General features: G+C 46.2%; 19 protein-coding genes. 11 read left to right on the top strand and 8 right to left on the bottom strand.

All coding sequences use genetic code 11. The annotated features are described in order from the left end of the window. Positions 1-76 precede the first annotated feature (76 nt). From ribBA to QUA54_RS09990, 8 genes are all read left to right on the top strand, one after another. Positions 77-1,792 carry a bifunctional 3,4-dihydroxy-2-butanone-4-phosphate synthase/GTP cyclohydrolase II gene (gene ribBA, locus QUA54_RS09955; RefSeq protein WP_333414412.1) on the top strand — a complete coding sequence of 572 codons (1,716 nt, stop codon included), beginning with the start codon at positions 77-79 and terminating at the stop codon, positions 1,790-1,792. 265 nt (positions 1,793-2,057) lie between these two features. Then, entirely contained in the window at positions 2,058-2,399 is a 342-nt protein-coding gene (locus QUA54_RS09960; protein WP_333414413.1) for an HAD domain-containing protein, read from the top strand. Next, positions 2,393-2,569 (top strand): hypothetical protein, encoded by a 177-nt coding sequence (locus QUA54_RS09965; RefSeq protein WP_333414415.1) that lies wholly within the window; start codon positions 2,393-2,395, stop codon positions 2,567-2,569. The genes QUA54_RS09960 and QUA54_RS09965 overlap by 7 nt, the downstream gene beginning before the upstream one ends. Further along, positions 2,560-3,999, top strand: coding sequence for a pentapeptide repeat-containing protein (locus QUA54_RS09970; RefSeq protein WP_333414417.1), 1,440 nt, complete (start codon positions 2,560-2,562; stop codon positions 3,997-3,999). Before QUA54_RS09965 ends, QUA54_RS09970 begins: the two co-directional genes overlap by 10 nt. A gap of 98 nt (positions 4,000-4,097) precedes the next feature. After that, positions 4,098-5,831: an ATP-binding protein gene (locus tag QUA54_RS09975; protein WP_333414419.1), complete on the top strand. Its 1,734-nt coding sequence runs from the start codon at positions 4,098-4,100 to the stop codon at positions 5,829-5,831. 868 nt (positions 5,832-6,699) lie between these two features. After that, on the top strand, positions 6,700-7,704 hold the full coding sequence (locus QUA54_RS09980) for an RNA polymerase sigma factor, RpoD/SigA family (protein ID WP_333414420.1): 1,005 nt from the start codon (positions 6,700-6,702) through the stop codon (positions 7,702-7,704). Between the two features lie 523 nt (positions 7,705-8,227). After that, positions 8,228-8,725 (top strand): hypothetical protein, encoded by a 498-nt coding sequence (locus QUA54_RS09985; protein ID WP_333414500.1) that lies wholly within the window; start codon positions 8,228-8,230, stop codon positions 8,723-8,725. After that, entirely contained in the window at positions 8,686-11,364 is a 2,679-nt protein-coding gene (locus tag QUA54_RS09990) for a CHASE4 domain-containing protein (protein ID WP_333414422.1), read from the top strand. The genes QUA54_RS09985 and QUA54_RS09990 overlap by 40 nt, the downstream gene beginning before the upstream one ends. 49 nt (positions 11,365-11,413) lie before the next feature. On the opposite strand, the gene cobO is transcribed toward QUA54_RS09990, so the two are convergent. The 3 genes from cobO to QUA54_RS10005 all read right to left on the bottom strand — a co-directional run bounded on the left by cobO (position 11,414) and on the right by QUA54_RS10005 (position 13,186). Beyond that, on the bottom strand, positions 11,414-12,049 hold the full coding sequence (gene cobO / locus QUA54_RS09995; RefSeq protein ID WP_333414423.1) for a cob(I)yrinic acid a,c-diamide adenosyltransferase: 636 nt from the start codon (positions 12,047-12,049) through the stop codon (positions 11,414-11,416). A gap of 56 nt (positions 12,050-12,105) precedes the next feature. Next, the gene (locus QUA54_RS10000) at positions 12,106-12,684 is read right to left on the bottom strand and encodes a Uma2 family endonuclease (RefSeq protein ID WP_333414425.1); all 579 of its coding nucleotides are present in this window, start codon (positions 12,682-12,684) and stop codon (positions 12,106-12,108) included. A 169-nt stretch (positions 12,685-12,853) separates the two neighbouring features. Continuing rightward, on the bottom strand, positions 12,854-13,186 hold the full coding sequence (locus QUA54_RS10005; protein WP_333414426.1) for a hypothetical protein: 333 nt from the start codon (positions 13,184-13,186) through the stop codon (positions 12,854-12,856). Positions 13,187-13,588: 402 nt separating this feature from the next. Between QUA54_RS10005 and QUA54_RS10010 the strand changes: the two genes are divergently transcribed. The 3 genes from QUA54_RS10010 to rimM all read left to right on the top strand — a co-directional run bounded on the left by QUA54_RS10010 (position 13,589) and on the right by rimM (position 16,442). Further along, the gene (locus tag QUA54_RS10010; protein ID WP_333414428.1) at positions 13,589-14,863 is read left to right on the top strand and encodes a molybdenum cofactor synthesis domain-containing protein; all 1,275 of its coding nucleotides are present in this window, start codon (positions 13,589-13,591) and stop codon (positions 14,861-14,863) included. Positions 14,864-15,032: 169 nt separating this feature from the next. Further along, positions 15,033-15,665, top strand: coding sequence for a response regulator transcription factor (locus QUA54_RS10015; RefSeq protein WP_333129729.1), 633 nt, complete (start codon positions 15,033-15,035; stop codon positions 15,663-15,665). 135 nt (positions 15,666-15,800) lie between these two features. Continuing rightward, positions 15,801-16,442: a ribosome maturation factor RimM gene (gene rimM / locus QUA54_RS10020; protein WP_333187518.1), complete on the top strand. Its 642-nt coding sequence runs from the start codon at positions 15,801-15,803 to the stop codon at positions 16,440-16,442. A gap of 85 nt (positions 16,443-16,527) precedes the next feature. On the opposite strand, the gene QUA54_RS10025 is transcribed toward rimM, so the two are convergent. The 5 genes from QUA54_RS10025 to QUA54_RS10045 form a co-directional block, all read right to left on the bottom strand. Continuing rightward, a complete protein-coding gene (locus tag QUA54_RS10025) occupies positions 16,528-16,986 on the bottom strand; it encodes a phosphate-starvation-inducible PsiE family protein (protein ID WP_333414429.1) in 459 nt (152 codons plus the stop codon). Between the two features lie 360 nt (positions 16,987-17,346). Continuing rightward, a complete protein-coding gene (locus QUA54_RS10030; protein ID WP_172190665.1) occupies positions 17,347-17,658 on the bottom strand; it encodes an RNA recognition motif domain-containing protein in 312 nt (103 codons plus the stop codon). 16 nt (positions 17,659-17,674) lie between these two features. Further along, positions 17,675-17,950, bottom strand: a complete 276-nt coding sequence (locus QUA54_RS10035; RefSeq protein WP_333197094.1) for a hypothetical protein — start codon at positions 17,948-17,950, stop codon at positions 17,675-17,677. 298 nt (positions 17,951-18,248) lie between these two features. Next, positions 18,249-20,456 carry a nitrate reductase gene (locus QUA54_RS10040; protein WP_333414430.1) on the bottom strand — a complete coding sequence of 736 codons (2,208 nt, stop codon included), beginning with the start codon at positions 20,454-20,456 and terminating at the stop codon, positions 18,249-18,251. A 374-nt stretch (positions 20,457-20,830) separates the two neighbouring features. Beyond that, positions 20,831-22,450, bottom strand: coding sequence for a nitrate ABC transporter ATP-binding protein (locus QUA54_RS10045; RefSeq protein ID WP_333414432.1), 1,620 nt, complete (start codon positions 22,448-22,450; stop codon positions 20,831-20,833). Positions 22,451-22,524: the final 74 nt, after the last annotated feature.

Genomic DNA, 22,524 nt, shown 5'->3' on the forward strand with positions numbered 1-22,524 from the left:
CTGTCGGAAACAAAAGGTTACAATCAAAAATAGATTCTATTTCCATAACATTACTGTTTATAGCTTGAACTTCTCAGTGCCCAATAACCACACCTCAACACAATCATTTCAATTTGACTCGATCGACAGCGCCCTCGCAGACCTCAAAGCAGGTCGCCTCCTGGTAGTAGTCGATGACGAAAATCGCGAAAACGAAGGCGACGTGATATGTGCCGCCCAATTCGCCACCCCCGACAACATCAATTTTATGGCCGTGAACGCGCGAGGTTTGATTTGTCTGGCTTTGAGCGGTGAAAGGCTCGATCGCCTGGAACTGCCCCTCATGGTCAGCAAAAACACCGACAGCAACCAAACTGCCTTCACCGTCAGCATCGATGCAGTCAACGGCGTCAGTACCGGCATCTCGGCCGAAGACCGGGCGCGCACCATCCAAGTAGCCATCCACCCGGACACAAAACCTCAAGACTTGCGCCGTCCCGGTCACATTTTCCCCCTGCGGGCGATCGACGGCGGCGTCCTCAAACGCGCCGGTCACACCGAGGCCTCGGTTGACCTCGCCAGACTCGCGGGCCTGTATCCTGCCGGCGTCATCTGCGAAATTCAAAACCCCGACGGTTCGATGGCGAGGCTGCCAGAATTGATCGAGTACGCCAAAATCCACAACCTCAAAATCATCAGTATTGCCGACTTAATTAGCTACCGGCTCAAGCACGATCGATTCGTCCGCCGCGAAACCGTCGCCAAATTGCCCACTCAATTCGGCGATTTTATGATTTACGCCTACCGGGACACCCAAGACAATTCAGAACACGTTGCTATTGTCAAGGGCGACCCGGCAGAATTTAAAGACAAACCCGTGATGGTGCGGGTGCATTCCGAATGCCTGACCGGCGATGCTTTGGGTTCCCTGCGCTGCGACTGCCGGATGCAACTGCAAGCGGCACTGAAAATGATCGAAAATGTCGGTTCTGGCGTCATCGTTTACTTGCGCCAAGAAGGTCGGGGGATTGGATTGGTAAATAAACTAAAAGCTTACTCGCTGCAAGATTTGGGATTGGATACCGTAGAAGCCAACGAACGGTTGGGATTTCCCGCCGACTTGCGGAACTACGGCGTCGGAGCGCAAATGCTGAACGATTTGGGAGTTCAAAAAATTCGGTTGATTACCAACAACCCGCGCAAAATTGCCGGTTTGAAAGGTTATGGAATTGAAGTAGCCGATCGCGTCCCCTTACTAATTGAAGCCACAGATTACAACTCGATCTATCTGGCAACAAAAGCCGAAAAACTCGGTCATATGCTGCTACAAACTTATTTAGTAACAGTGGCGATTCAGTGGAACGCAACGAAGGAAGAAGGTAGAAGTCAGAAAGCAGAAGGAAAAGAGGAAGATTCTGCCATTCACAATCGGTACGAACACCTCGAAAAACTGCGGCATTTGGCGGCTAGCCAGCACTTGTTGCTGCAAGAAGAAGCGCGGCCGGTGGGAATAGCCCTTTTCGGAGAAGGCTCCCTCATCGTTCACCTCGGCTTCGATCAAGCCGGACTCGCAGCCCCCGATTGGTACAAAGATCCAAACCATCCTTACGTCAAGGCGATCGGTCAAATTCTCGGCGAAATAGCCACCTGGTCGGATTTGCAAAAATTAGAATTTCTGGTTTCCTCCGGTGCAGATCCGCTCAAAACCCTGCAAGTCCAGCTCGATCGCGAGACATTCCTTTTGTCGGAATTAGTCGGAATTTGCGATCGGCTTGAACCTCAAAAAATTTATAGTTTTGCTCCTATTCCTTGAAGGCAGAAGGTAGAAGGCAACCCCCCCTAACCCACCAGGGGGGAAGGCAGAAGCCAAGAAAAACTGTGAATTTCCGAACAATACTTGTTGATACCAGCATCTTCCTTTTGTCAGAAAGCAGCCACCAATAAAAACAGTGAATAACAATGTTAATTGCAGTCTAACAAGTCCATGCAGCGAACACTTGAGAGAGCCTCTTAGATGCACATTTATATTATTAAGCAGTATTAATAGTCATTAAATTCTTCAATAGGAATTTGAGTTAATGTTAATTTTCTTAGACATTGATGGTGTACTTATTCCTGACAGAACACATGAAACATCGGGAGTGCAAGCAGATATAATGAAATTTAATTCAGCTTGCCTTAATCACTTTGAAAATGTCCTTATTTCCTATCCTAATGTTCGAGTAGTAATTTCATATTATTGGCGTGAAATATTTCCTTTCGCGGTAATCCCTCCATTGTTTTCACCAGATATCGCTATCCGTATTATCGGATTCACCCCTTTTCTCAACCCCAAAAATATTCACCAACACAAATATCTACGACATCAGGAAGTTCTTGAGTATCTGCGACAAAATCAAGCAGAAAACTCACCTTGGTAGCCATTGACGATATTCCAGAACACTATCCGCCAGATGCGACAGTTGTGGCTATTGATGATTACAATGGTTTTGACCAGAACTCAGCAAAGGTACTTTCAGAATATCTAACTTGGTTTCAAAGGTTAGGAAAAAAGTATCGGAATAGAGAGGGTGAATTGACATGGAAATGAACGTTGGTGACTTTCTCCACCGACTCGACCTCAGGGGACAAGCCCTCAAAGGCACCAACCTCGGCGGTGCAGAACTCCGGGGAGCCAACCTCAGAGGCACCGACCTCCGAGAAACCAACCTCAGCGACGCTATTCTCAGGTATGCAGACCTGATAGAAGCCGACCTTACCGGCGCCAATCTCAGCGGGGCGGATTTAGCTGAATCATTTCTCAATTTAGCTAACCTCACTAGAGCCAATTTGACCGATGCTGTCCTCCGAGAAGCTACTCTCGTAGGAGCCGAACTCACGGGCGCCAACCTCAAACAAGCAAGTTTGATCAAGGCTAATTTAGTTGGAGCAAATCTCCAGGAAGCCAACTTAACCAGAGCAAACCTCAGCGGAGCCGATTTGCGCGGTTGTCAGTTGAGAGGCGCCATTTTAGACAAGGCCGTATACAACAACCGGACTATCTTTCCCGAGGATATTGACCCGGGTGCATTGGGAGCATTTTTGCTAGCTCCCAATGCTTCGCTCCCCGGCTTAAATCTGGCTATGGTAGATTTGACCGAAGCCGATTTAAAAGGAGCCGATTTGCGGCGGACAAACTTATACAAAGCTATTTTATTTGGCGCAAAACTCGATCGGGCAAACTTAGCAGGAGCCAACCTCAGCGCAGCGGACTTGAGGGAAGCCAGTTTGAGCGGCACGATTTTGGATAAAGCTGTTTATAGCAACAACACTTTGTTTTCAGAAGGCATTGACCCCGCTCTGGGCGGAGCTTATTTAATTGCTCCCAATGTATCGCTGCAAGGGATAAACTTAACCGGAGCCGACTTAAACGGATCGGATTTAAGCGGAGCTAATTTGAGCGGTTCTAACTTAAGTTCGGTCAATCTCAAAAATGTAGACCTCAGCAGAGCTAGCTTAAAAAAAGCTTACCTCAAAGGTGCAAACTTGGAGGGAACAGATTTAAGAGGAGCCGATTTAAGCGGCGCAATTTTACACCAAGTAAACTTGAGTTCTGCTGACCTCCGGGGTGTAGACTTAACAAGGGCTGACCTCAGCGGCGCTAATTTAAGCGATGCCGATTTGAGGGAGACAGATTTCACGGGAGCTACTTTGCTGTTCGCTAACTTGAGCGGGGCAGACTTGAGAGGTGTAGACTTGACAAAAGCTGACCTCAGCGGCGCTAAGTTAACCGAAGCTGACCTCCGAAAAGCAGATTTGATGAGAGTAAATTTGGAGGGAGCAGATTTAACTGAGGCCGACTTGAGCGATGCTCATTTATTCCGAGTTAATCTCAGAGGTGCTAACCTGAAAGGTACTAACCTCAAAGGCGCAAGTTTAAAAGGGGTATTTTTGACCGATGCTTATTTGAGCGAAACCGATTTGGCCGATATAGATCTGAGTCCGAGTTTTTTTGAATTGCCACTAGAATCGGAATGGTAATTAGTTGACTGTTAACAATCTAAAATCTAAAATATAAAATCGCCCATCGAAAATTGCTCGATTATTAAAAATCTAAAATCTAAAATCTAAAATCTAAAATGGATCGACCGTTAGGCTCTGTTATTCAAGGCTCCCTGAGCAAGGGATTAGAAGTGCGACTGCACGCCGATGTTTCGGTGGAAGATATGAGGGTGGGGAAATTTCTAGTAGTGCGGGGGGTGCGATCGCACTTTTTCTGTATGCTCACCGACGTGTCTCTCGGAACTTCCAGCGCTCGCATTTTATCGAATCCTCCCAATCCCAACGACGATTTTCTTCTAGCAGTGCTAGCCGGTAGCAGCACCTACGGTACGATCGAACTGTCGCCGATGTTGATGTTGACTGCTGAGCGAGAAAAACAGCAGGCAATTTTCGACCCGACGAAAAACGGCGGAGTTCGCGAGAATAAGCTGGCGTTAGGAAATTTGGCTTCTTTTGAGTCACAAACGGGCGCTGATATTGAGTTGCTGCCGGTCAAAACTATTCCCAGCCACTTTTCACAGGTGTTTGATGCCAAAGAAACCGATTTTCGGGCAGTTTTTGGCTGGGAAGATGACCCGTACCGCCGCAATTTTGCGATCGGCAAACCGATTGACATGGACGTTGCTGTATGCTTAGATTTAGACCGATTTGTGGAACGCAGCAACGGAGTTTTTGGCAAGTCGGGAACGGGAAAATCTTTTCTGACTCGCTTGCTTCTATCGGGAATTATTCGCAAGCAAGCTGCTGTTAATTTAATTTTTGATATGCACTCGGAGTACGGGTGGGAAGCTGTTTCGGAAGGGAAACAGTTCAGCACTGTTAAAGGTTTGCGGCAGTTGTTTCCCGATAAAATTCAGATTTATACCCTCGATCCAGAATCCACCAAACGCCGGGGAGTCCGTGACGCTCAAGAGTTGTTTTTGAGTTTCGATCAAATTGAAGTGGAAGATATCGCGCTGGTGCAGCGCGAGTTAAATTTGTCGGAAGCTAGTATCGAAAATGCGATTATTTTGCGAAATGAGTTGGGCAGTGGTTGGATAAACAAGTTGCTGGAAATGACCAACGAAGATATCCAAATGTTTTGCGAAGAAAAGCGGGGAAATAAGTCTTCGATTATGGCTTTGCAGCGGAAGTTAGAGCGGCTGAATGATTTGAAATATATTCGTAAACGCTGTCCGAAAAATTATGTAACAGAAGTTTTGCAGTGTTTGGATGGTGGAAAAAATGTAGTAATTGAGTTCGGTTCGCACTCGGATTTGCTGTCCTATATGTTGGCTGCAAACGTGATTACTCGCCGCATTCACCAAGCTTACGTGCGGAAAGCAGAGAAGTTTTTGCAGAGCAAAAATCCTTGCGATCGCCCGCAGCCGTTGGTGATTACCATTGAAGAAGCTCACCGCTTTCTCGATCCGGCGATCGTGCGATCGACTATTTTCGGTACAATTGCCAGAGAAATGCGAAAATACTTTGTCACCCTGCTGATTGTAGACCAGCGTCCCTCCGGCATCGATGCCGAAGTCATGTCGCAAGTAGGAACGCGCATCACAGCTTTGCTAAACGACGATAAAGACATCGATGCTATTTTTACCGGCGTTTCGGGAGGGCAGAGTTTGCGATCGGTTTTGGCAAAACTCGACTCCAAACAGCAAGCATTAGTTTTGGGGCACGCCGTACCGATGCCCGTAGTCGTGCAAACTCGTCCTTACGACGAGCAATTCTACAGGGAAATCGGGGATATTGACTGGCAAGAAATGCCCGACGAACAAGTATTTGCCGAGGCAGAAGCTGCTAAAATGGATTTGGGATTTTAGATTGACAACTGCTACATTAATTACATAACTTAGGCAAATGTTAGTGTAAACTAATCCGTGCGAAAAATTGGCGATCGCTGGCTATGACGGAAATACCGGGTTTTTGCCTCAGTTACAAACGAAAAAGTGCATCCAACGTCAAACAAATTAGCCCCCAGCTTTCACCCAGAAGCTTTTCCCCTTTCACCCCCTCACCCCTCATCCCTACCTTCAAAAAATTTGCATAAGCTTAAATATGGTTGAGCCTCGCGGCACAATTCAACTTAAACAGCCCAACAGCCAGCCTTTATACACCTTTACTTACTCACAACCGAGTTGCATTAGCATATTCTCAGAAAAATGTCAATATATATTTTAAAGCGTAAGTCGTAGCTAATACGGTGATCGAGTTCGGTTATCTCGCATCCCAGCATCTAGGCAGCGAGAAAATTTCAAGCGATGATGGAACAGAGAGCAAAAAAAAAGCCCTCGAATTGCATGAGTCTGTTTGCATGAGTATTGTGAAGTTGAGTTGCAGTTAAAACGAACAGGGAATTCAAAACCTTAAGGAAAAATGTAGAATCTTGACCTTAAGACAGAGGTTTTTACCCTTTACGATCCTCAAAAATGGGAATAATATTGAGAAAACTAAAGTCTTGCTTCACTTCGCCTTGAACTAGCTGTTGAAGCTAGCGAGCTACCGAAAATCGACGGGGATTACTGGAAAATCAAGCACAAAAGTAATCCCAAACAACAAGCTTCTACCGATCGTCACCGATAAACAGGAGGGGAAACATCCCCCCTGTCGCAGTCTTTATCCCACTTGCAAAAGTGGGACAGGGTATCACCAACTTTTTATCTGTTGTTACAAGGAGTGCAATACTCACCCATGTCCACCACAACCCCCAAAAACAAAACAGTGAAAGCCGATCGCATGGGCAGCCGGCCATACTCCTCAACGGATACGGTTCGTACCTATCTGCACGAGATCGGTCGCGTACCTCTTCTAACCCGAGAAGAAGAAATTGTTTTCGGGAAGCAGGTGCAGCAAATGATGAAATTAATCGAAGCAAAACAAGCACTTGCTAAAGAATGGCAGCGGGATCTGACCAATCAAGAATGGGCTGCCGAAATGGAGTTGACCGAACCTGAACTGAACCGGATATTGCAGTTAGGCCGGCGCGCCAAGCAAAAGATGATTGAAGCGAATTTGCGGCTAGTAGTGGCGATCGCCAAAAAATACCAGAAACGCAATATGGAATTCTTGGATTTAATTCAAGAAGGCACCCTCGGTTTAGAACGAGGAGTCGAAAAATTTGACCCGATGCGGGGATACAAATTTTCTACCTATGCCTACTGGTGGATTCGACAAGCAATTACCCGCGCGATCGCCCAACACGCCCGCACAATTCGATTGCCAATTCACATCACCGAAAAACTCAACAAAATCAAAAAGGTACAGCGGGAACTCACGCAGCAGTTGGGTCGGTCTCCGTCCCCTGCGGAAATTGCCGCTGCCTTGGAACTTCACCCTTCCCAAATTCGGGAATACCTGCTGATGGCAAGACATCCAGTTTCTTTGGACTTGCGGGTAGGAGACAATCAAGATACCGAATTGCAAGAACTCTTAGAAGACGAAACGGCATCTCCAGACAACTACATTACCTCGGAATTGCTGCGGCAAGACCTCGATACTTTGATATCAGAACTTACTCCCCAGCAGCGAGATGTAATAATTCTGCGCTTCGGTTTGGAAGACGGCACCGAAATGTCGCTGGCTAAAGTCGGGGAACGGCTCAATCTCAGCCGGGAACGGGTGCGGCAGCTAGAACATCAAGCCCTCGCCCACTTGCGGCGCCGCCAATCTCAAGTCCGAGAATACTTGGCTAGTTAGTCACTAAAAAAGTTGAGATTTTGGGAAAATCTCAACTTTTTTTTTCGTGTTGGCGCTGCTGGGAAGCATACTTTTATACTCACATCTTGCACAATTTTCGCTTAACAGGCTTTCGGGCTTGTGAAGCGAAGAGTAAATTTTCTTGTGGGATGCGATATTCTAGCCCGCCCGTACAAGGCTTATTAACAATGGTGCAAGATGCGAGTTTATACCAGTTTAAAAAAAGAATGCAACTGTAGACCCGCGATCCAAACCCTGATGGAATAGGTCACGCCAAATTCTTCAATTCTTTAATCTAAAATTTAAAATCTAAAATAGTATTATTTGATGGGCCGATCGCCCGATCGGCGCGGGCGCAAAATTTGTCAAAACTAATCTTAGATTTAAGTTCAGGAACCGGGCGGGCGATCGTTCCTTCAAGTTAATAGCCAACATTAAGCCAAATACCCGGTTTCTCTACAATCTTTGTGAAACTGGTACAAGAGGCGCTTGGAACCAGGTATTTTAAATTTTGGGGTCTGGAGTGGTTTTGACTTATTTGATATTGACAGGAAGTTTAAAAGCGATCGCGATCGCGCTTGCTATCTCGCCCGGTAATTTCAGCATTGCAGTCTCCACACGCCGGACACAGGAATCGGACATCAAATCCGGCGTTTTAAGGTCGCAATCTCCCCCAAATCCTGCGCCAGATACAGCTAGCACAGGTTTAGCAGAGGGCGTTTACCTCTACGGCCAGTCGAGCAAGCCAGATGAAATTAAAAAAGAATATTTTGTATTTGAAATGCGGCAGAGTAAAGTAGTCGGCGCTTTTTACCTGCCTCGGTCTGCTTTTTACTGTTTTTACGGCACAAGCGATCGAACTCAGTTAAATTTAACAGTAGTGGACAGTTACGACGGTAGTCGCTCTCCCTACTCTGTAAACCTGCAACAGTATTACCCAATTGCCACCATCAGCGAGAACGATCGGCGCATCTTGGGTATTTGCCAGGAAGCTCACAAACAGCAGGTGTGGGAAAAGTAGGAAACACGCGCTGCGCCACCAGTCAGGCTTCAGGAAACAGTAGTAAAATTGCTCCTGAGTTGAGAATTTCGGACGGACACCACACACAGAGCAAGATGAAACTGCGTCGGAAAACACTATCGATAGTTGGCATTACCATCGCTGGACTGACTGGCATTCTGTATGTCGCCTCATCAAGCATCCTCTTGGGCAGCCTGGTCAAAGCAGAGGAACAAGAAGCCACACAGGTTGTCAGGGGAGTGCTCAGCGTGTTCGGGCAAACTGCCGACGACTTCAACTCGCGCTTTGCCGACTGGTCGTCCTGGGACGACACCTACACTTTCATGCAAAACCGCAACTCAGGATTCATTGCCTCCAATTTAATTCCAGAAGGGCTGGCTAATATAAGAGTTAATATAGCCGTATTTGTCAATACTTCTGGCAAAATACTTTACGGTACGGGTTTAGACAGCGAAAAGCTGAAACTAACGCCTGTTCCAGAAGCATTAAAACGGCGCATTTCTCTCAGTGACCCGCTGTTGTTGAAGCACCCCAACGCCAAAAGCAGCCTTGCTGGTATCCTGCTGCTACCGTCAGGGCCGATACTGATTACTTCCCGACCAATTCTCACGACTAAAAGCACCGGCCCGATCCGAGGTACGCTGATATTCGGGCGCAATTTAGATGCTGCGGGCATTGCGAAGGTTTCTAAAATTACTCGCTTGCCGCTGATCGTACACAGCGTTAATGAGGCTCGGTTGCCTGCAGACTTTCAGAAAGCGCGGGAGAAACTGTCGGAAAAAAAACCGATTTTGGTGCGTCCTTTAAGCGAAGAGTCGATCGCGGGTTACGCTCTGATCCGCGATATTTACAACCAGCCTGCGCTGCTATTGCGGGTCGATCTCCCCAGAGAAATATACCGGCAAGGTCAGATCAGTTTGCTGTACCTGCTGATATCTGTAGGGTTAGCGGGAGTTGGGTTGATCGGCTGCACTCTGCTGCTGCTAGAGCATCTGGTACTATCTCGGTTGACCGGTTTGGCGAAAGCAGTCAACCGCGTCAGCAGCAGCCAAGACCTCTCGGTGCGGCTGCCGGTGACGGGCGAAGACGAGTTGTCAGACCTTGCCCATACTATCAACGGAATGCTTTCGGCGATCGCGATCGCCGAAAGCGAACAACTTGAGGAAAAAGCTCGCTACCAAGCCGTAGTCGAGCAAGCTACAGATTGCATTTTCTTGTGGGACGCTCAAACCAAACGCCTTTTGGAAGCCAATACAGCGTTTAGAAACTTGCTCGATTACAGTCTTGATGCGATTTCGCAACTAACTATTTACGATATCATCGCTTACTCTAAAGACATAATTGACAGCAATATCGACTTGCTGGTGGCGGACAAAAAATTCAGAATTGGGGAAGTTCTCTACCGCCGCCGAGACGGTTCCTGCGTGGACGTGGAAGTAAGCGCCAGCGTGATTTCCTACGGCGGCCGCGAGATTATTTGCACTGTTGTCCGCGACATTACCGAGCGCAAACAGGCCGAAGCCGAACTGCGAGCCTCGGAAGAACGCTACAGACTTTTGTTTAAAAATAACCCCCATCCGATGTGGGTTTACGATTTAGAAACTCTGGAATTTATAGCCGTCAATCAGGCTGCTGTCCAACACTACGGCTACACTCGCGACGAATTTCTCAACATGACCGTTACGGACATTCGTCCCCCCCAAAAGTTACCGAGATTGCTAGAAAATCTATCCCAACAAGTAGATGCCGGTATTGATTTTGCCAGTGTGTGGCAGCACAAGAAAAAAAACGGAACAATTATTGATGTACAAATTACTTCTTATACCCTGCTATTTGATAGCAGAAATGCTGAATTAGTGCTGGCTCACGACGTGACCGACCGCTTGCAAGCCGAGGCCGAACTCTACAAGGCAAAGGAAGCCGCAGAAGCCGCTAGTTTGGCTAAAAGTCAGTTTTTGGCTAACATGAGCCACGAACTGCGAACTCCTCTGAATGCGATTATCGGTTACAGCGAGATTCTGCAAGAAGAGGCTTTAGATTTGGGCGAAGAAGTTTTTGTATCGGATTTGGAGAGAATTCACAATGCAGGCCAGCTTTTACTAACATTAATTAATGATATTCTGGACTTGTCGAAGATTGAAGCCGGTCACGCGGAACTTGAATTAGAGACTTTTGACGTGTCGGAGGCAGTTCAAGATGTAGCGAAAACTGTTGAACCGCTATTTTTGCGAAACACCAATCGCCTGAATGTTGAGTGTCCTAATAATATTGGCGAATTGTATTCCGATAAAATTAAGTTTACTCAAATTTTGTTTAATTTGCTCAGCAATGCAGCTAAATTTACTCATAAAGGGACAATTAAACTCAGCGTTGAAAGAATTAAAAATGACGAGAATGATTGGGATTCTGAAAGGTTAATTTTTAAGTGTACTGATACAGGGATTGGGATGACTCCTGAACAGCTACAAAAGTTATTTCAACCTTTTACACAGGCTGATGCTTCGACTACCCGCAAGTACGGAGGTACGGGTTTGGGTTTGGCAATAGCGCAGAAATACTCTCAGATGCTGGGCGGAGAAATTACGGTGAATAGCGAGTTTGGCAAGGGGTCAACTTTTACTTTAAGGTTGCCAGCATAGATCCATTTTAAATTTGAGATTGGGGAAAAAGTTTTGACTACAAACCACATTAATACTCAATACCTGGTTGAGCTTTAATGCCTTGTTCTCGGAATGGATGCTTAACTAATGTCATTTCTGTCACCAAGTCTGCCCGTTCAATTAGCGCTGCCGGGGCGCCTCGGCCTGTTAAAATAATGTGGGTTTCTTCGGGTTTTTGATCTAACCCGGAGAGCACTTGCTCAACTTGCAAATAACCTAGTTTTAATGCTATATTTACTTCATCTAGAAGAACTAATTTAAATTCGGGATTGCAGATAAAAGTTAGGGATTTTTCCCAGGCTTTTTGAGCTGTTTCGATATCTCGATCGCGGTCTTGCGTGTCCCAGGTAAAACCTTCTCCCATTGCATGAAATTCTAGCTGTTTTTCCCACAGTTGAAAAACGGCTTTCTCTGCGGGTTCCCAGGCGCCTTTGATAAATTGTACTATGCCGACCCGGTATCCGTGACCGAGCGATCGCACAACCATTCCCAAGGCGGCCGTGGTTTTGCCTTTACCGTTACCCGTATTGACTATAATTAAACCTTTTTCTTTTGAGGAGTTAGCGATTCGCTGTGATTGCACTTCTTGGCGGCGCTGCATTTTCTGTTTGTGTTGTTCCGCTGTTAAGCCCGTGGTTGCAGTCGTTTCTGTATTAGTTTCCATAATTTTTTTAACCGCCGATAAACGCAAATAAACGCTGATAGATGGAAGATGTCTAGTTATTGCCACAGTGTTTTCAAGTTTAGCACGAAACCGGGCAAAATATCTTCTCCTGAAAGTTCTGTTGGACATTCCAAAACTTCTTTTTCTTGTCCTTGGCGATAGATTTCAACTCGGCGGGTTTTGCGGTTGATTAACCAGCCTAGTTTTACTTGGTTATTCATGTATTCTTGCATTTTGTCTTGAGTATCTTTTAAACTGTCGGTTGGCGACATTAGCTCTAAGACAAAATCCGGGGCAATGGGAGGAAATTTTTGTTTTTGTTCGGGAGTGAGAGCATCCCATCTTGATTTTTCAATCCAAGAGACATCGGGAGAACGATTGGCACCGCTTGGCAATTTGAAGCAAGTTGAAGAATCGAAACAAATTCCCAGTTTACTTTGTCTGTTCCAAATTCCAAAATCAGTAGCTATTTCAAAATTATAACTTCCGGTTTCTCCTCCTGTGGGTGGCATGATGATTATTTCTCCTTTGGCGTTGCGTTCAAATTTGACATCTGGGTTTTCGCGACACAGTTGATAAAATTGGTCATCGGTTATTTGGGCGATCGAGTTGAAGTTGATGGTAACTGCTATCATGGTATTTTATCAGGATGCGTGGGAATTTTTAAGCCAGATAATGTATATGAATGCGGAGCAATGCCGATCGATGCAGATGCTGTAAATATTATTGATTGATGTGAAAAGCAGGATTTGAGTTGTAGTTTTTGGGAGGCACTTGTGATATCATTATATCATCTACTGATAACTAGCTATCTATTTTTTGATAAAAAGCTTTTTGGATAAAACACTTACAGACATACCAATAATAAAAGGCAATGTTGATTTCGCTAAACAATTTAGGTACTCCTTCCAGCAAGCTGGAAATTATCTTGCTTTTAAAATTGAGTGCATCAACGCCGATCGCAAAAAACAACAAGCCCAAACCAGCTAACAGTATTTGGTAGGGAGTAAACTGTAGTTCTCGCCGAAAAAACCATCCGTAGGAGGACAAAACAACGGCGTATAAAAGACTTACTCCTAGCTTGGGAATTCCTAATGCTATCATATATATATGAATTCTGTAAATTTCATTTAGCATAAATCCACCTGTTAAAAGAGCGGAAAATAAAATAAATCGATTTTCAATATGGCGCGGTTGAATACTTTTAGCTAATCCATAGGTGAAAGTACAAACTATGACTGGTACAGAGCATAAAATCTGGAAAATCCGAGTTAATAAGGCGACAGTGGGATTGGGGGAAAAATAAGGGTGAAAGAATAAATCGCTGACTTTTAAGCCGGAAAGCTCAGTTAAAAATATCAGCAGCGATACTAAAAATAAGGATAAACAATTGAGTCTAAAAACCAAGCGAGAAATAGTCATAAGCAATTTATACCAAAAATTAGGTTGACTGCCCAAATATAAAAAAATTATATCACCAATATTTATGGAGATTTTGCTAAAGTTAATCAGGAGTGTTATCAAAACAAGGAGACAGTCATGCTGTCAGTGAAAGAAGCAGAATCGATCGTTCTAAATTTGGCCCAACCCCTCGACAGTCAGCGGGATGTAGAAACTGTAGACTTGCTGGCAGCATCGGGGCGCATTTTGGCTGCACCCGTCACTGGTTGCCTCGATTTTCCTTATTGGGACAATTCCGCAATGGATGGGTATGCGGTGCGGTTTGCTGATGTGGAAAATTGCAGCGCCGAAAAACCGATCGCACTTGATATAGTTGAAGACATTCCAGCGGGATATCAGCCTCAACATACTGTACAATCGGGGCAAGCGGCGCGAATTTTTACGGGCGCTGTGATGCCAGCGGGTGCTGATACGGTGGTAATGCAGGAAGAAACGAGGCGAGAGGGCGATCGCATTTTTATCTTAGTTTCTCCTGAAAAACCGCAAGCATTTGTCAGGCACAAAGGCGCTTTTTATCAAGCAGGAACAACTTTGTTAACTCCCGGTACAGTGATCAATGCCCCAGAAATGGCGGTGTTAGCAACTGCACAGTGCATTCAAGTTCCCGTTTATCGGCGGCTGCGGGTGGCAATTTTTTCTACTGGTGACGAATTGGTATCGCCCGACGAACCTTTGGCACCGGGGAAACTGGTAGACTCGAATCAGTATGCTTTGACAGTTTTGTTGGCCCAAATGGGATTTGAACCGATTCGATTGGGGATTGTTCCTGATAATGAAGATGCGTTAAATAAGGTGATATCCCGGGCTATTGCGACGGCGGATGTGGTGCTTTCTACGGGGGGCGTCTCGGTAGGAGACTACGATTATGTCGAGAAAATTTTGGCCGATTTGGGAGGAAAAGTTCACATTAGTTCTGTGGCGATTAAGCCGGGCAAACCTTTAACTGTTGCTGCATTTAAACGAGGTGAAAAAAATGATGATTCGCCGAGTTTGAGTTCGGATTGTCTCTATTTTGGTTTGCCGGGAAATCCTGTTTCGGCTTTAGTCTGCTGTTGGCGGTTTGTTGTGCCTGCTTTGAGAAAAATTTCAGGGCTTGGCGAGGATGCTTGGGGGCCGGAGTTTGTCCGGGTTCGGTGTCAGGCTGAATTGCGATCGCACGGTCGGCGCGAAACTTATGTTTGGGGTAAACTGCATTTAGTTGCCGGAGTCTGGGAATTTGAACCTGCTAGCGGCAGCCAAAATTCAGCGAATTTAATTAACCTTGCAAATACGAGTGGTTTAGCAGTTTTGCCCGCATCGGAAACCTGGATTTGGCCCGGCGAATTCGTTGAAGTTTTAAAAGTTAGTCATTAGTTAGTTGTTATTGGTTAGTTATTATTGGTTCGGTATAATTTCATGTAAAATATTAACAACTAAGTAATCCTTCTTCCTTCTTCCCTCTTCCTTCTTCCCTCTTCCTTCTTCCTTCTTCCCTCTTCCTTCTTCCTTCTTCCCTCTTCCTTCTTCCTTCTTCCTTCGTATTATGAAAATTTTAATTGTTGAAGATGACCCGATGATGCAACTGGGATTAGAGCAAGTTTTAGCCGATTCCCCAGAAATAGAAATAGTAGGACAAGCAGAAGACGGTTATTTAGGCGTAGCAGCCGCACTGAAACTCAAACCTGATATTATTGTAATGGATATCGGTTTGCCTCGGCTGGACGGCATAGCAGCGACGCAGCAAATTAAAGCACAACTGCCAGAAGTTCGAGTAGTAATGTTAACTTCTCACACGGCAGAAACTGAAATTATTGCTGCCCTTTCTAGCGGGGCTGATGCTTATTGCATTAAAGGTGCTTCCGTAGACAGGCTGTTAGCAGCGATTGCAGCCGCAGCAGAGGGGGCGACATATCTTGACCCTCAAATTGCCCGGACTGTCATCGAACACCTCAAACCCCCGATACCTGCCTCTACAACTACTTTTGGTCAGTTGTCGCAGCGGGAATTGGAGGTGTTAAGATTAATGGTGGAAGGTAACAGCAATCCCGAAATTGCAGCGGCGCTTTATTTGAGTCCAAATACTATTAAAACTCATGTTCGCGGTATTATGAATAAGTTGGCAGTGGATGACCGCGTGCAAGCAGCAGTTGTAGCGCTGAGGACGGGATTGGTGTAAAGAAGGAAGAGGGAAGAAGGAAGAGGGAAGAAGGAAGAGGGAAGAAAGAACAAACATAATTCAACGTTTTTCAGTTGCAAATTCCCAATTGCCAATTCCCATTATCAATTAGTAGCAATTTGAGTGATATAATCTATGTCTGAGTGGATAGAAATCGGTAAAATTGTAGCAGCTCAAGGTTTGGACGGGGAAGTGCGAGTCTATCCCGATTCGGATTTCCCGGAAAGGTTTATCGAACCGGGGAAGCGGTGGATTTTGCGCCCTAACAAAAGTGAACCGGAACCGATCGAGTTTTTGGGCGGTCGCTACATTCCGGGTAAAGGGCTGTATGCTGTAGAGGTAGAGGGTGTGGAAGACCGCGATAGTGCTGAGGCGCTGCGGGGCTGCAAGTTGTTTGTTGAAAAGACCGATCGACCTTACCTCGAATCTGATGAGTTTTACGTCCAAGATTTGATCGGGATGGAAGTTATTAACCAGTTAACTGGGGAAATCTTAGGCAAGGTAAGTGATATTATTCCCGCAGGTAACGACCTTTTAGAAGTTGAAACGAATCTAACGCCGCCGGAAACTGTCGTCGCAGAATTAGAAAAGCCAAAACAGCCTGAAACTCCCAAAGCCAACGCTGACCCCAGAAATACCCGCAAACCACGGAAAATTCGTGTTAAAGAGCCTAAATCCACAAAAATATTGATTCCTTTTGTGGAAGAGATTGTGCCAGTTGTTGACTTAGAACAAGGCAGAATTGAAATTGTGCCTCCTCCTGGTTTATTGGAATAATATCATGTCCGGTCGAACGACCGGATATGATATTTTTTATTAAAAAATCCCCCTGCTTCGGCGAGGCGGTTCCTAATTCCCGATATTAATCTTTTTCTTTATTTGTGTACCGCACTATCAAGTAACTGATTGAAAGCGCGAAAATTGCAATCGCCAAACCAATCAAGTCGGCTGCGGTTTTCTTTTCCAGGTCAAGAATGATGATTTTTCGAGATACTGCTATCAAAGAAGTTACAATAACTAGCTCTACTTGAATTACGTGCTTTTTCAGATAAGCTGTAATATTTTCCAAGATTTCCAGAGCAATTAAAACATTTAAAAATAACCCAAATATGACAAACAACGTGTCTTTTAACAAAGTATCCGTGTGGGTTACCAATTCTTTTGCTAAAAAAATCAGCAAATCGCAAACGCTGACGAGAATTACCAAAATCATCGCCAGTGATAAAATTTTCGATATTACTACTTCTACACTTTCTGTAAAATGCAGAAAATTTTCATCACTGCTTGACTTGGAAATTTGCCTAAATATTTTTTTCAGCATACCCGTGATTTAGTCATCTTTCTTGATGATTCTGTCATTGTTCGGTACACTTTGCAAGCGCAAAACTCTGGGATTGCCTGGTTTCACGGCGCCACCCTCGTGCTGGACAAGGGTCTTTTCTCTGCCTGTTATATTTTATAGTTTTTCGTGTCAGCTAGGAATCGATCGCGTGCGATCGAACTCCCGATTCATAATTTTTGCCATAAAAAAGCCTCAAACTATTGTCTAGCAATATTTTGAGGATTCTAAGGCGCGGTGCGACCACTGAACTAACTATCTATTCTCAACAGAGAATGATTGTTGACTCCCAGCTTGCTCCGACGCAATATATAAGATAGCTAAAAATTTAGCTCGGGTGGTTTAGTAGCGACGAGAATTGCCACCGCGATCGTTGTTGCCCCAGTTACCGCTGTTAGAAGAACCACGTTCTTCGCGGGGTTTTGCCTTATTGACCTTGAGGTCGCGACCCATCCACTCAGCACCGTCAAGAGCCTCAATGGCTGCGGTTTCTTCGGCTTCAGTAGACATTTCTACGAAAGCGAAGCCACGCATCCGGCCTGTTTCGCGGTCAGCAGGCAATTGAATGCGCTTTACTGTTCCGTACTCTCCAAAAGTTTGGCTGAGGTGCTCCTGCGTTACTTCGTAGGATAAATTGCCGACATAGATTGACATTGAACATTCTCCAGAATCAGAGGGTGTAGAGATTTAAATCCGGAGGAACGCCGATAGAACGAACTGTACTGCCGAAAATAAAGCCTTGTAAAAACATCATAGCACCTATAGGTGCAAACTGCAATTGTCTGACTCGATTAATTAAAAAGAAAGCAGAAGGCATTCGCCATAAGACATTCTCCCGAAGGAAAAACCCCCCATCAAGAAGGAAAAATTTAGAATAAATAAATTTAATTTTCCTTGTTCCCGGGCTCTGCCGGGGAAACGCAGCTTGTAGGCTGGGTAATGGCATAACGATTGTAGGTTTTAGATTTGGGATTGAGGATTTGAGATTTATGTGTAGGGTGCGTCCGGGATCAAAATTGTTCGATCGAGAGAGGTTGTTACCCTAAAAACGGATACTTGCGAACGAAAGGAGTCGTCTAGAGATCGTAATTTTAGATTCTTGTTCAAGCTCCCAGATTTATCTGTGGAGTAAATCTCAAATCGTTCGACTCAGCGCCGAAGGTCAACTGCGTTCATCCCCCGATCGCCAGGGGCTTCCCCCTCGTTATTCGGTGAGTTGTAACATCCCATAGTAGGAGCGCAGCTCAAGAAGTGACGGCGAGGGTGGATTTTGCCCAATTAAATTCCCCAACTTCTGCTGCAACTTCTGCTGCAACTTCTGCTGCAACTTCTGCTGCAACTTCTGCGCCAACCAACACCAACTGCACCGCACAAGCTTTTAACTCGGGCTGTTTGGAATCTGGACAGCTTGCAGAATGAGTCATGGCATTAGCTTCAGCACCTTCGGCCCACAGAGAACCCCAGTGCATCGGTACAAATAGCGTACCCGGGGCGATCGCCTTTGTGACTTTTGCTGGAAACTGCGCCTTGCCGCGGCGCGATCGAACTTCCAGCAAATCCCCCTCCTTAATCTGCAATTTAGCAGCATCGCGCGGGTGAATTTCCAAAAACGGATCGGGGTGCAATTGATTAATTTTTTCTGTTCTACCCGTCCGCGTCATCGTGTGCCAGTGTCCGTAAAGTCTCCCTGTCGTCAACACAAACGGATAATTCGGATCGGGAGGTTCTGCCAGTCCCCGGGAGTGATAGGCCGAAAATCTCGCCCGCGCGTCAGGAGTGTGAAAACGCCTGTCAGTATACAGCCGTTTCGCTTCGTTCGCTGGATGCACAGGCTCGTTTTCCCGGCAAGGCCACTGCTGCGGCCCTTCTTGGCGGATGTATTCGTGGCTGAGTCCGGTCATGTCGCAAGGCTGACCCCGCGTCAACTGCGCGTACTCTTTAAAAACCTCCCCACTGTTCTCGAAAGCAAAGTGTTCGGCAAAACCCAACCGCCGTCCCACCTCAGCGAAAATGCTCCAGTCGTCGCGGGCTTCCCCGGAGGGAGTGTCGAAACCGGGACAAAACGTAACGCGGCGTTCGGAATTCGTCATTACTCCGGTTTTTTCGCTCCACTGCGTTGCCGGCAGCAGGATGTGAGCGTAGGCGGAGGTTTCAGTGGGATAGTAAGCTTCTTGATAAATAGTAAAGGGCGATCGCAGCAAAGCGGCTTTAGTGCGTTCCAAATCCGGCATACTCACCACCGGATTAGTAGCTGCAATCCACAGCAACTCGACATCCCCAGTTTCCAAGCCCACAATCATGTCCCAAGCTGTGCGGCCCGGATTCGGGGAAATGCTTCCCGGTGCGATTCCCCAAAACTCCTCGACTTGGGTTCTGTGTTCGTCATTTTTCACAAACCGATATCCCGGCAATAAGTGAGACAGTCCTCCGGCTTCCCGCCCTCCCATCGCGTTTGGCTGGCCGGTGAGGGAAAACGGGCCGCATCCCGGTTTGCCGATTTGACCGGTCATCAAGTGCAAATTAATCAGCGATCGCACCTTTGCCGTGCCTTCCGACGACTGGTTGATTCCCATCGACCACAGCGACAAAACCCGCTGCGACTGTTCCCAGTAGTTGGCCGCCGTTTCTAACTCGCTGACAGTAATGCCGCAGCGCGAGGCTACAAACTCCGGCGTGTAGCTGCTAATAACCTCAGCAAAAGCTGAAAAATTCGCCGTGCATTCTTGAATAAACTCAGGATCTATTGCTTGCCTGCGCAACAGCAAATATGCAATTCCGTTAAGCAAATCTATATCCGTACCCGGTTTAATTGCTAAGTGCAAATCCGCCGCTTCAGCAGTCGGAGTCCGCCTCGGATCTACCACAATCATCTTAACATTTGGATTTTTTTTGTGGTATTTTGCTAATCGATTGAATACAATCGGATGGCATTCCGCTGTATTGCTGCCGATAATAAAAGCGCAATCTGTTAATTCTAAATCGTCGTAACAGCAAGGCGGCCCGTCCGAACCAAAACTTTGAACGTATCCCGAAACTGCTGAAGACATACACAAGCGAGAATTAGCATCAAAATTATTAGTACCCAGACAACCTTTCATGAGTTTCTGGGCAATATAATAATCTTCTGTAGCGAATTGACCCGAACCGTAAACGCACAAAGCATCGGGGCCGCTGGTGCTGCGAACTGTTTGGATTCGGTTAACAATTGCATCGAGAGCTTCGTCCCAGCTAGCGCGGCGGAAGGGTTGGTCGAGAGTATCTCGCATCATCGGATAAAGTAGCCGATCGCTCCGAATCGACTCTGCTACGGTTGCTCCCTTAATACAAACCATGCCCTGACTTGATGGGTGATTGCGATCGCCCCGCACTTTCCAACTTTGTTTTTTGTCGGCAACAACTTCTAGACCGCAACCTACACCGCAGTAAGGGCAAAGAGTTTTTATAGTTTCCATCTGGTGATTTTAGATGCTAATTTTTGAAAGCTAATGGGTAATTGGTAATTCGTCATTATAGTCGGAACTGAGAGCTCCTGCAAATAATGTATCAATAGTTACTAAATTACCGCAAAAATGCTTTACAACAACGGACAATACCCTGATTTAAAATTAACCGATCTCTTACTAAAACTCGCGATCGATCTGGGTTGTAGCCAGCTTCTCGCTGCGCCTAAATTCCTCTCAAATAGAGGGACTCCTGACCTAAATCTTGTCACCCCAAGGATGGGGGGCTAGGAGGATTTTTTGCAGGAATCGAACAGCACGCTGATACTACTTTTGACCTAGTTGTTGATAGCAATTAGAGATTTAGTGCGGGAGTATTATATCCCCTACTTCCCTGATTTAACTTCAAATACGCCACCGTTTGTGGGGCTAAAAGTTACTTGGAATTCAGCAGTTTTTTCAGCGCCTGTTGTGGCACCTGTAGGAGTTTGCAAAACCGGCAGAGGAGTTTCTTTGACGAAATCTTTAGCTGCTTTATTTGTGGGATCGAACTGTAGGATATCGCCGTTTTGTTTTACTTTGACCCGATAAGTCAAACTTTCGGTAAATGTCGGAGTAGTTCTCCAATTTTGGTCGATTTGTGCATACAACTGCTGTCCGATCGCATCGAGTTCGGCTTGGTCAGAAATCTCTGATGTGGCACTGGTTGCTGCATTGGGCGAGGCAGCCGTCGCGGCGGCAGCAGCGATGGGTGCAGGACTGGCAGCAGCAGCGATGGGTGCAGGGCTAGCAGTTGGTGCGATCGAACTTGCTGCGATTTGCGGGCTGGGGGGAGAACTCACAACCGCCGCCGCAGTCGCCGCCGGAGGTGCAGTTTCTGCTAGTTTCGCTTGCTTTAGCTGGTTGGAAACACCAGACATATTGACGGCTGCTAAAGTAACCATTGCTACGAACCACGAGGCTGCTAGGATGCCGCGTTTGATCGGCGAAACTTCTGGGGGTTCGGCAGCAGCGTGAGACACAAAAGGTGCAGGTGCGATCGGCTTGTTAGCAGTCTCCGCAAACGCAGGCTTTTTGCTAGCAGGTAATGGCATCGGTAGCGCGACGGCTTCTGTATCCGAGTCCGTTGCTTCATCCTCTTCGTGGTGCGCGTAGCGAGAAAACAGGAACTCCAAAGCAAAGTTGCGAAGTTCGTAGTATTTCGGGTCTTCCATAATCCGCGCCCGGTTGCGGGGACGGCTGAACGGAATGTGCATATCTTCGCCGATGGAAGCAGCAGGCCCGTTGGTCATCATCACGATGCGATCGGCCAAAAACAAAGCTTCATCAATATCGTGAGTAATCATAATGACGGTAATTTTGTGCTGCCGCCAAATTTTCAGCAATTCTTCCTGCAACTCTTCCCGCGTAATTGGGTCTAGAGCCCCGAAAGGTTCGTCTAAAATCAAGAGTTTGGGTTGAGTTGCCAGAGCTCGGGCGATCGCCACCCGCTGTTTCATCCCCCCGGACAATTGGCCCGGTCTTTTGTTACAAGCTTCCGTCAGCCCCACTAATTCCAAGTGTTCCTTGACGATCGTATTGTGTTCGTCTGCGGACTTTTCCGGGTAAACATTTTCAACGCCGAGGTGAATGTTTTCTGTAGCAGTCAGCCACGGCAAAAGCGAGTAGTTTTGAAACACCACCATGCGATCGGGGCCTGGTTCAGTAATCTGCGAACCTTGCAGGGCCACTTCTCCGTTTGTCGGCCCGTTGAATCCCGCAATCATATTCAGCAAAGTTGATTTGCCGCAGCCAGAGTGACCGATCAAACAAATAAATTCGCCTTCATTAATAGTCAGGTTTACACCGTCGAGAACGACGTAAGGGCCTTTAGGAGTTTCGTAGACTTTCGATACATCTTTAATCGTAAGAAAGTCTGGCTTCTCCGTTTGAATTTTGGTTGTTTGGGGGTTTTTGAGAGTTTGCATATTTTCAGTATTGGGATTTTGGGTTGAGGAATTAGACATGACAACTTTGGATTGAGAATTTGAAATTAGGGAGTTAGGAAGCGGGAAATGTGGAGTCTTGTTTCCTGATTTCT

This window comes from Microcoleus sp. MOSTC5, from assembly GCF_036701825.1.
In the GTDB taxonomy this organism is placed as follows: domain Bacteria; phylum Cyanobacteriota; class Cyanobacteriia; order Cyanobacteriales; family Microcoleaceae; genus Microcoleus; species Microcoleus asticus.

What these genes read in the sequence shown, in the direction of transcription:
- QUA54_RS10000 (WP_333414425.1), bottom strand. Translation starts at nt 12,684, where the DNA reads ATGATAGCAGTTACCATCAACTTCAACTCGATCGCCCAAATAACCGAT.
- QUA54_RS10030 (WP_172190665.1), bottom strand. Translation starts at nt 17,658, where the DNA reads ATGTCAATCTATGTCGGCAATTTATCCTACGAAGTAACGCAGGAGCAC.
- QUA54_RS10015 (WP_333129729.1), top strand. Translation starts at nt 15,033, where the DNA reads ATGAAAATTTTAATTGTTGAAGATGACCCGATGATGCAACTGGGATTA.
- QUA54_RS10005 (WP_333414426.1), bottom strand. Translation starts at nt 13,186, where the DNA reads ATGCTAAATGAAATTTACAGAATTCATATATATATGATAGCATTAGGA.
- QUA54_RS09960 (WP_333414413.1), top strand. Translation starts at nt 2,058, where the DNA reads ATGTTAATTTTCTTAGACATTGATGGTGTACTTATTCCTGACAGAACA.
- QUA54_RS09970 (WP_333414417.1), top strand. Translation starts at nt 2,560, where the DNA reads ATGGAAATGAACGTTGGTGACTTTCTCCACCGACTCGACCTCAGGGGA.
- QUA54_RS09975 (WP_333414419.1), top strand. Translation starts at nt 4,098, where the DNA reads ATGGATCGACCGTTAGGCTCTGTTATTCAAGGCTCCCTGAGCAAGGGA.
- QUA54_RS10045 (WP_333414432.1), bottom strand. Translation starts at nt 22,450, where the DNA reads ATGTCTAATTCCTCAACCCAAAATCCCAATACTGAAAATATGCAAACT.
- QUA54_RS09980 (WP_333414420.1), top strand. Translation starts at nt 6,700, where the DNA reads ATGTCCACCACAACCCCCAAAAACAAAACAGTGAAAGCCGATCGCATG.
- cobO (WP_333414423.1), bottom strand. Translation starts at nt 12,049, where the DNA reads ATGGAAACTAATACAGAAACGACTGCAACCACGGGCTTAACAGCGGAA.
- QUA54_RS10035 (WP_333197094.1), bottom strand. Translation starts at nt 17,950, where the DNA reads ATGCCATTACCCAGCCTACAAGCTGCGTTTCCCCGGCAGAGCCCGGGA.
- QUA54_RS10025 (WP_333414429.1), bottom strand. Translation starts at nt 16,986, where the DNA reads ATGCTGAAAAAAATATTTAGGCAAATTTCCAAGTCAAGCAGTGATGAA.
- rimM (WP_333187518.1), top strand. Translation starts at nt 15,801, where the DNA reads ATGTCTGAGTGGATAGAAATCGGTAAAATTGTAGCAGCTCAAGGTTTG.
- QUA54_RS10010 (WP_333414428.1), top strand. Translation starts at nt 13,589, where the DNA reads ATGCTGTCAGTGAAAGAAGCAGAATCGATCGTTCTAAATTTGGCCCAA.
- QUA54_RS10040 (WP_333414430.1), bottom strand. Translation starts at nt 20,456, where the DNA reads ATGGAAACTATAAAAACTCTTTGCCCTTACTGCGGTGTAGGTTGCGGT.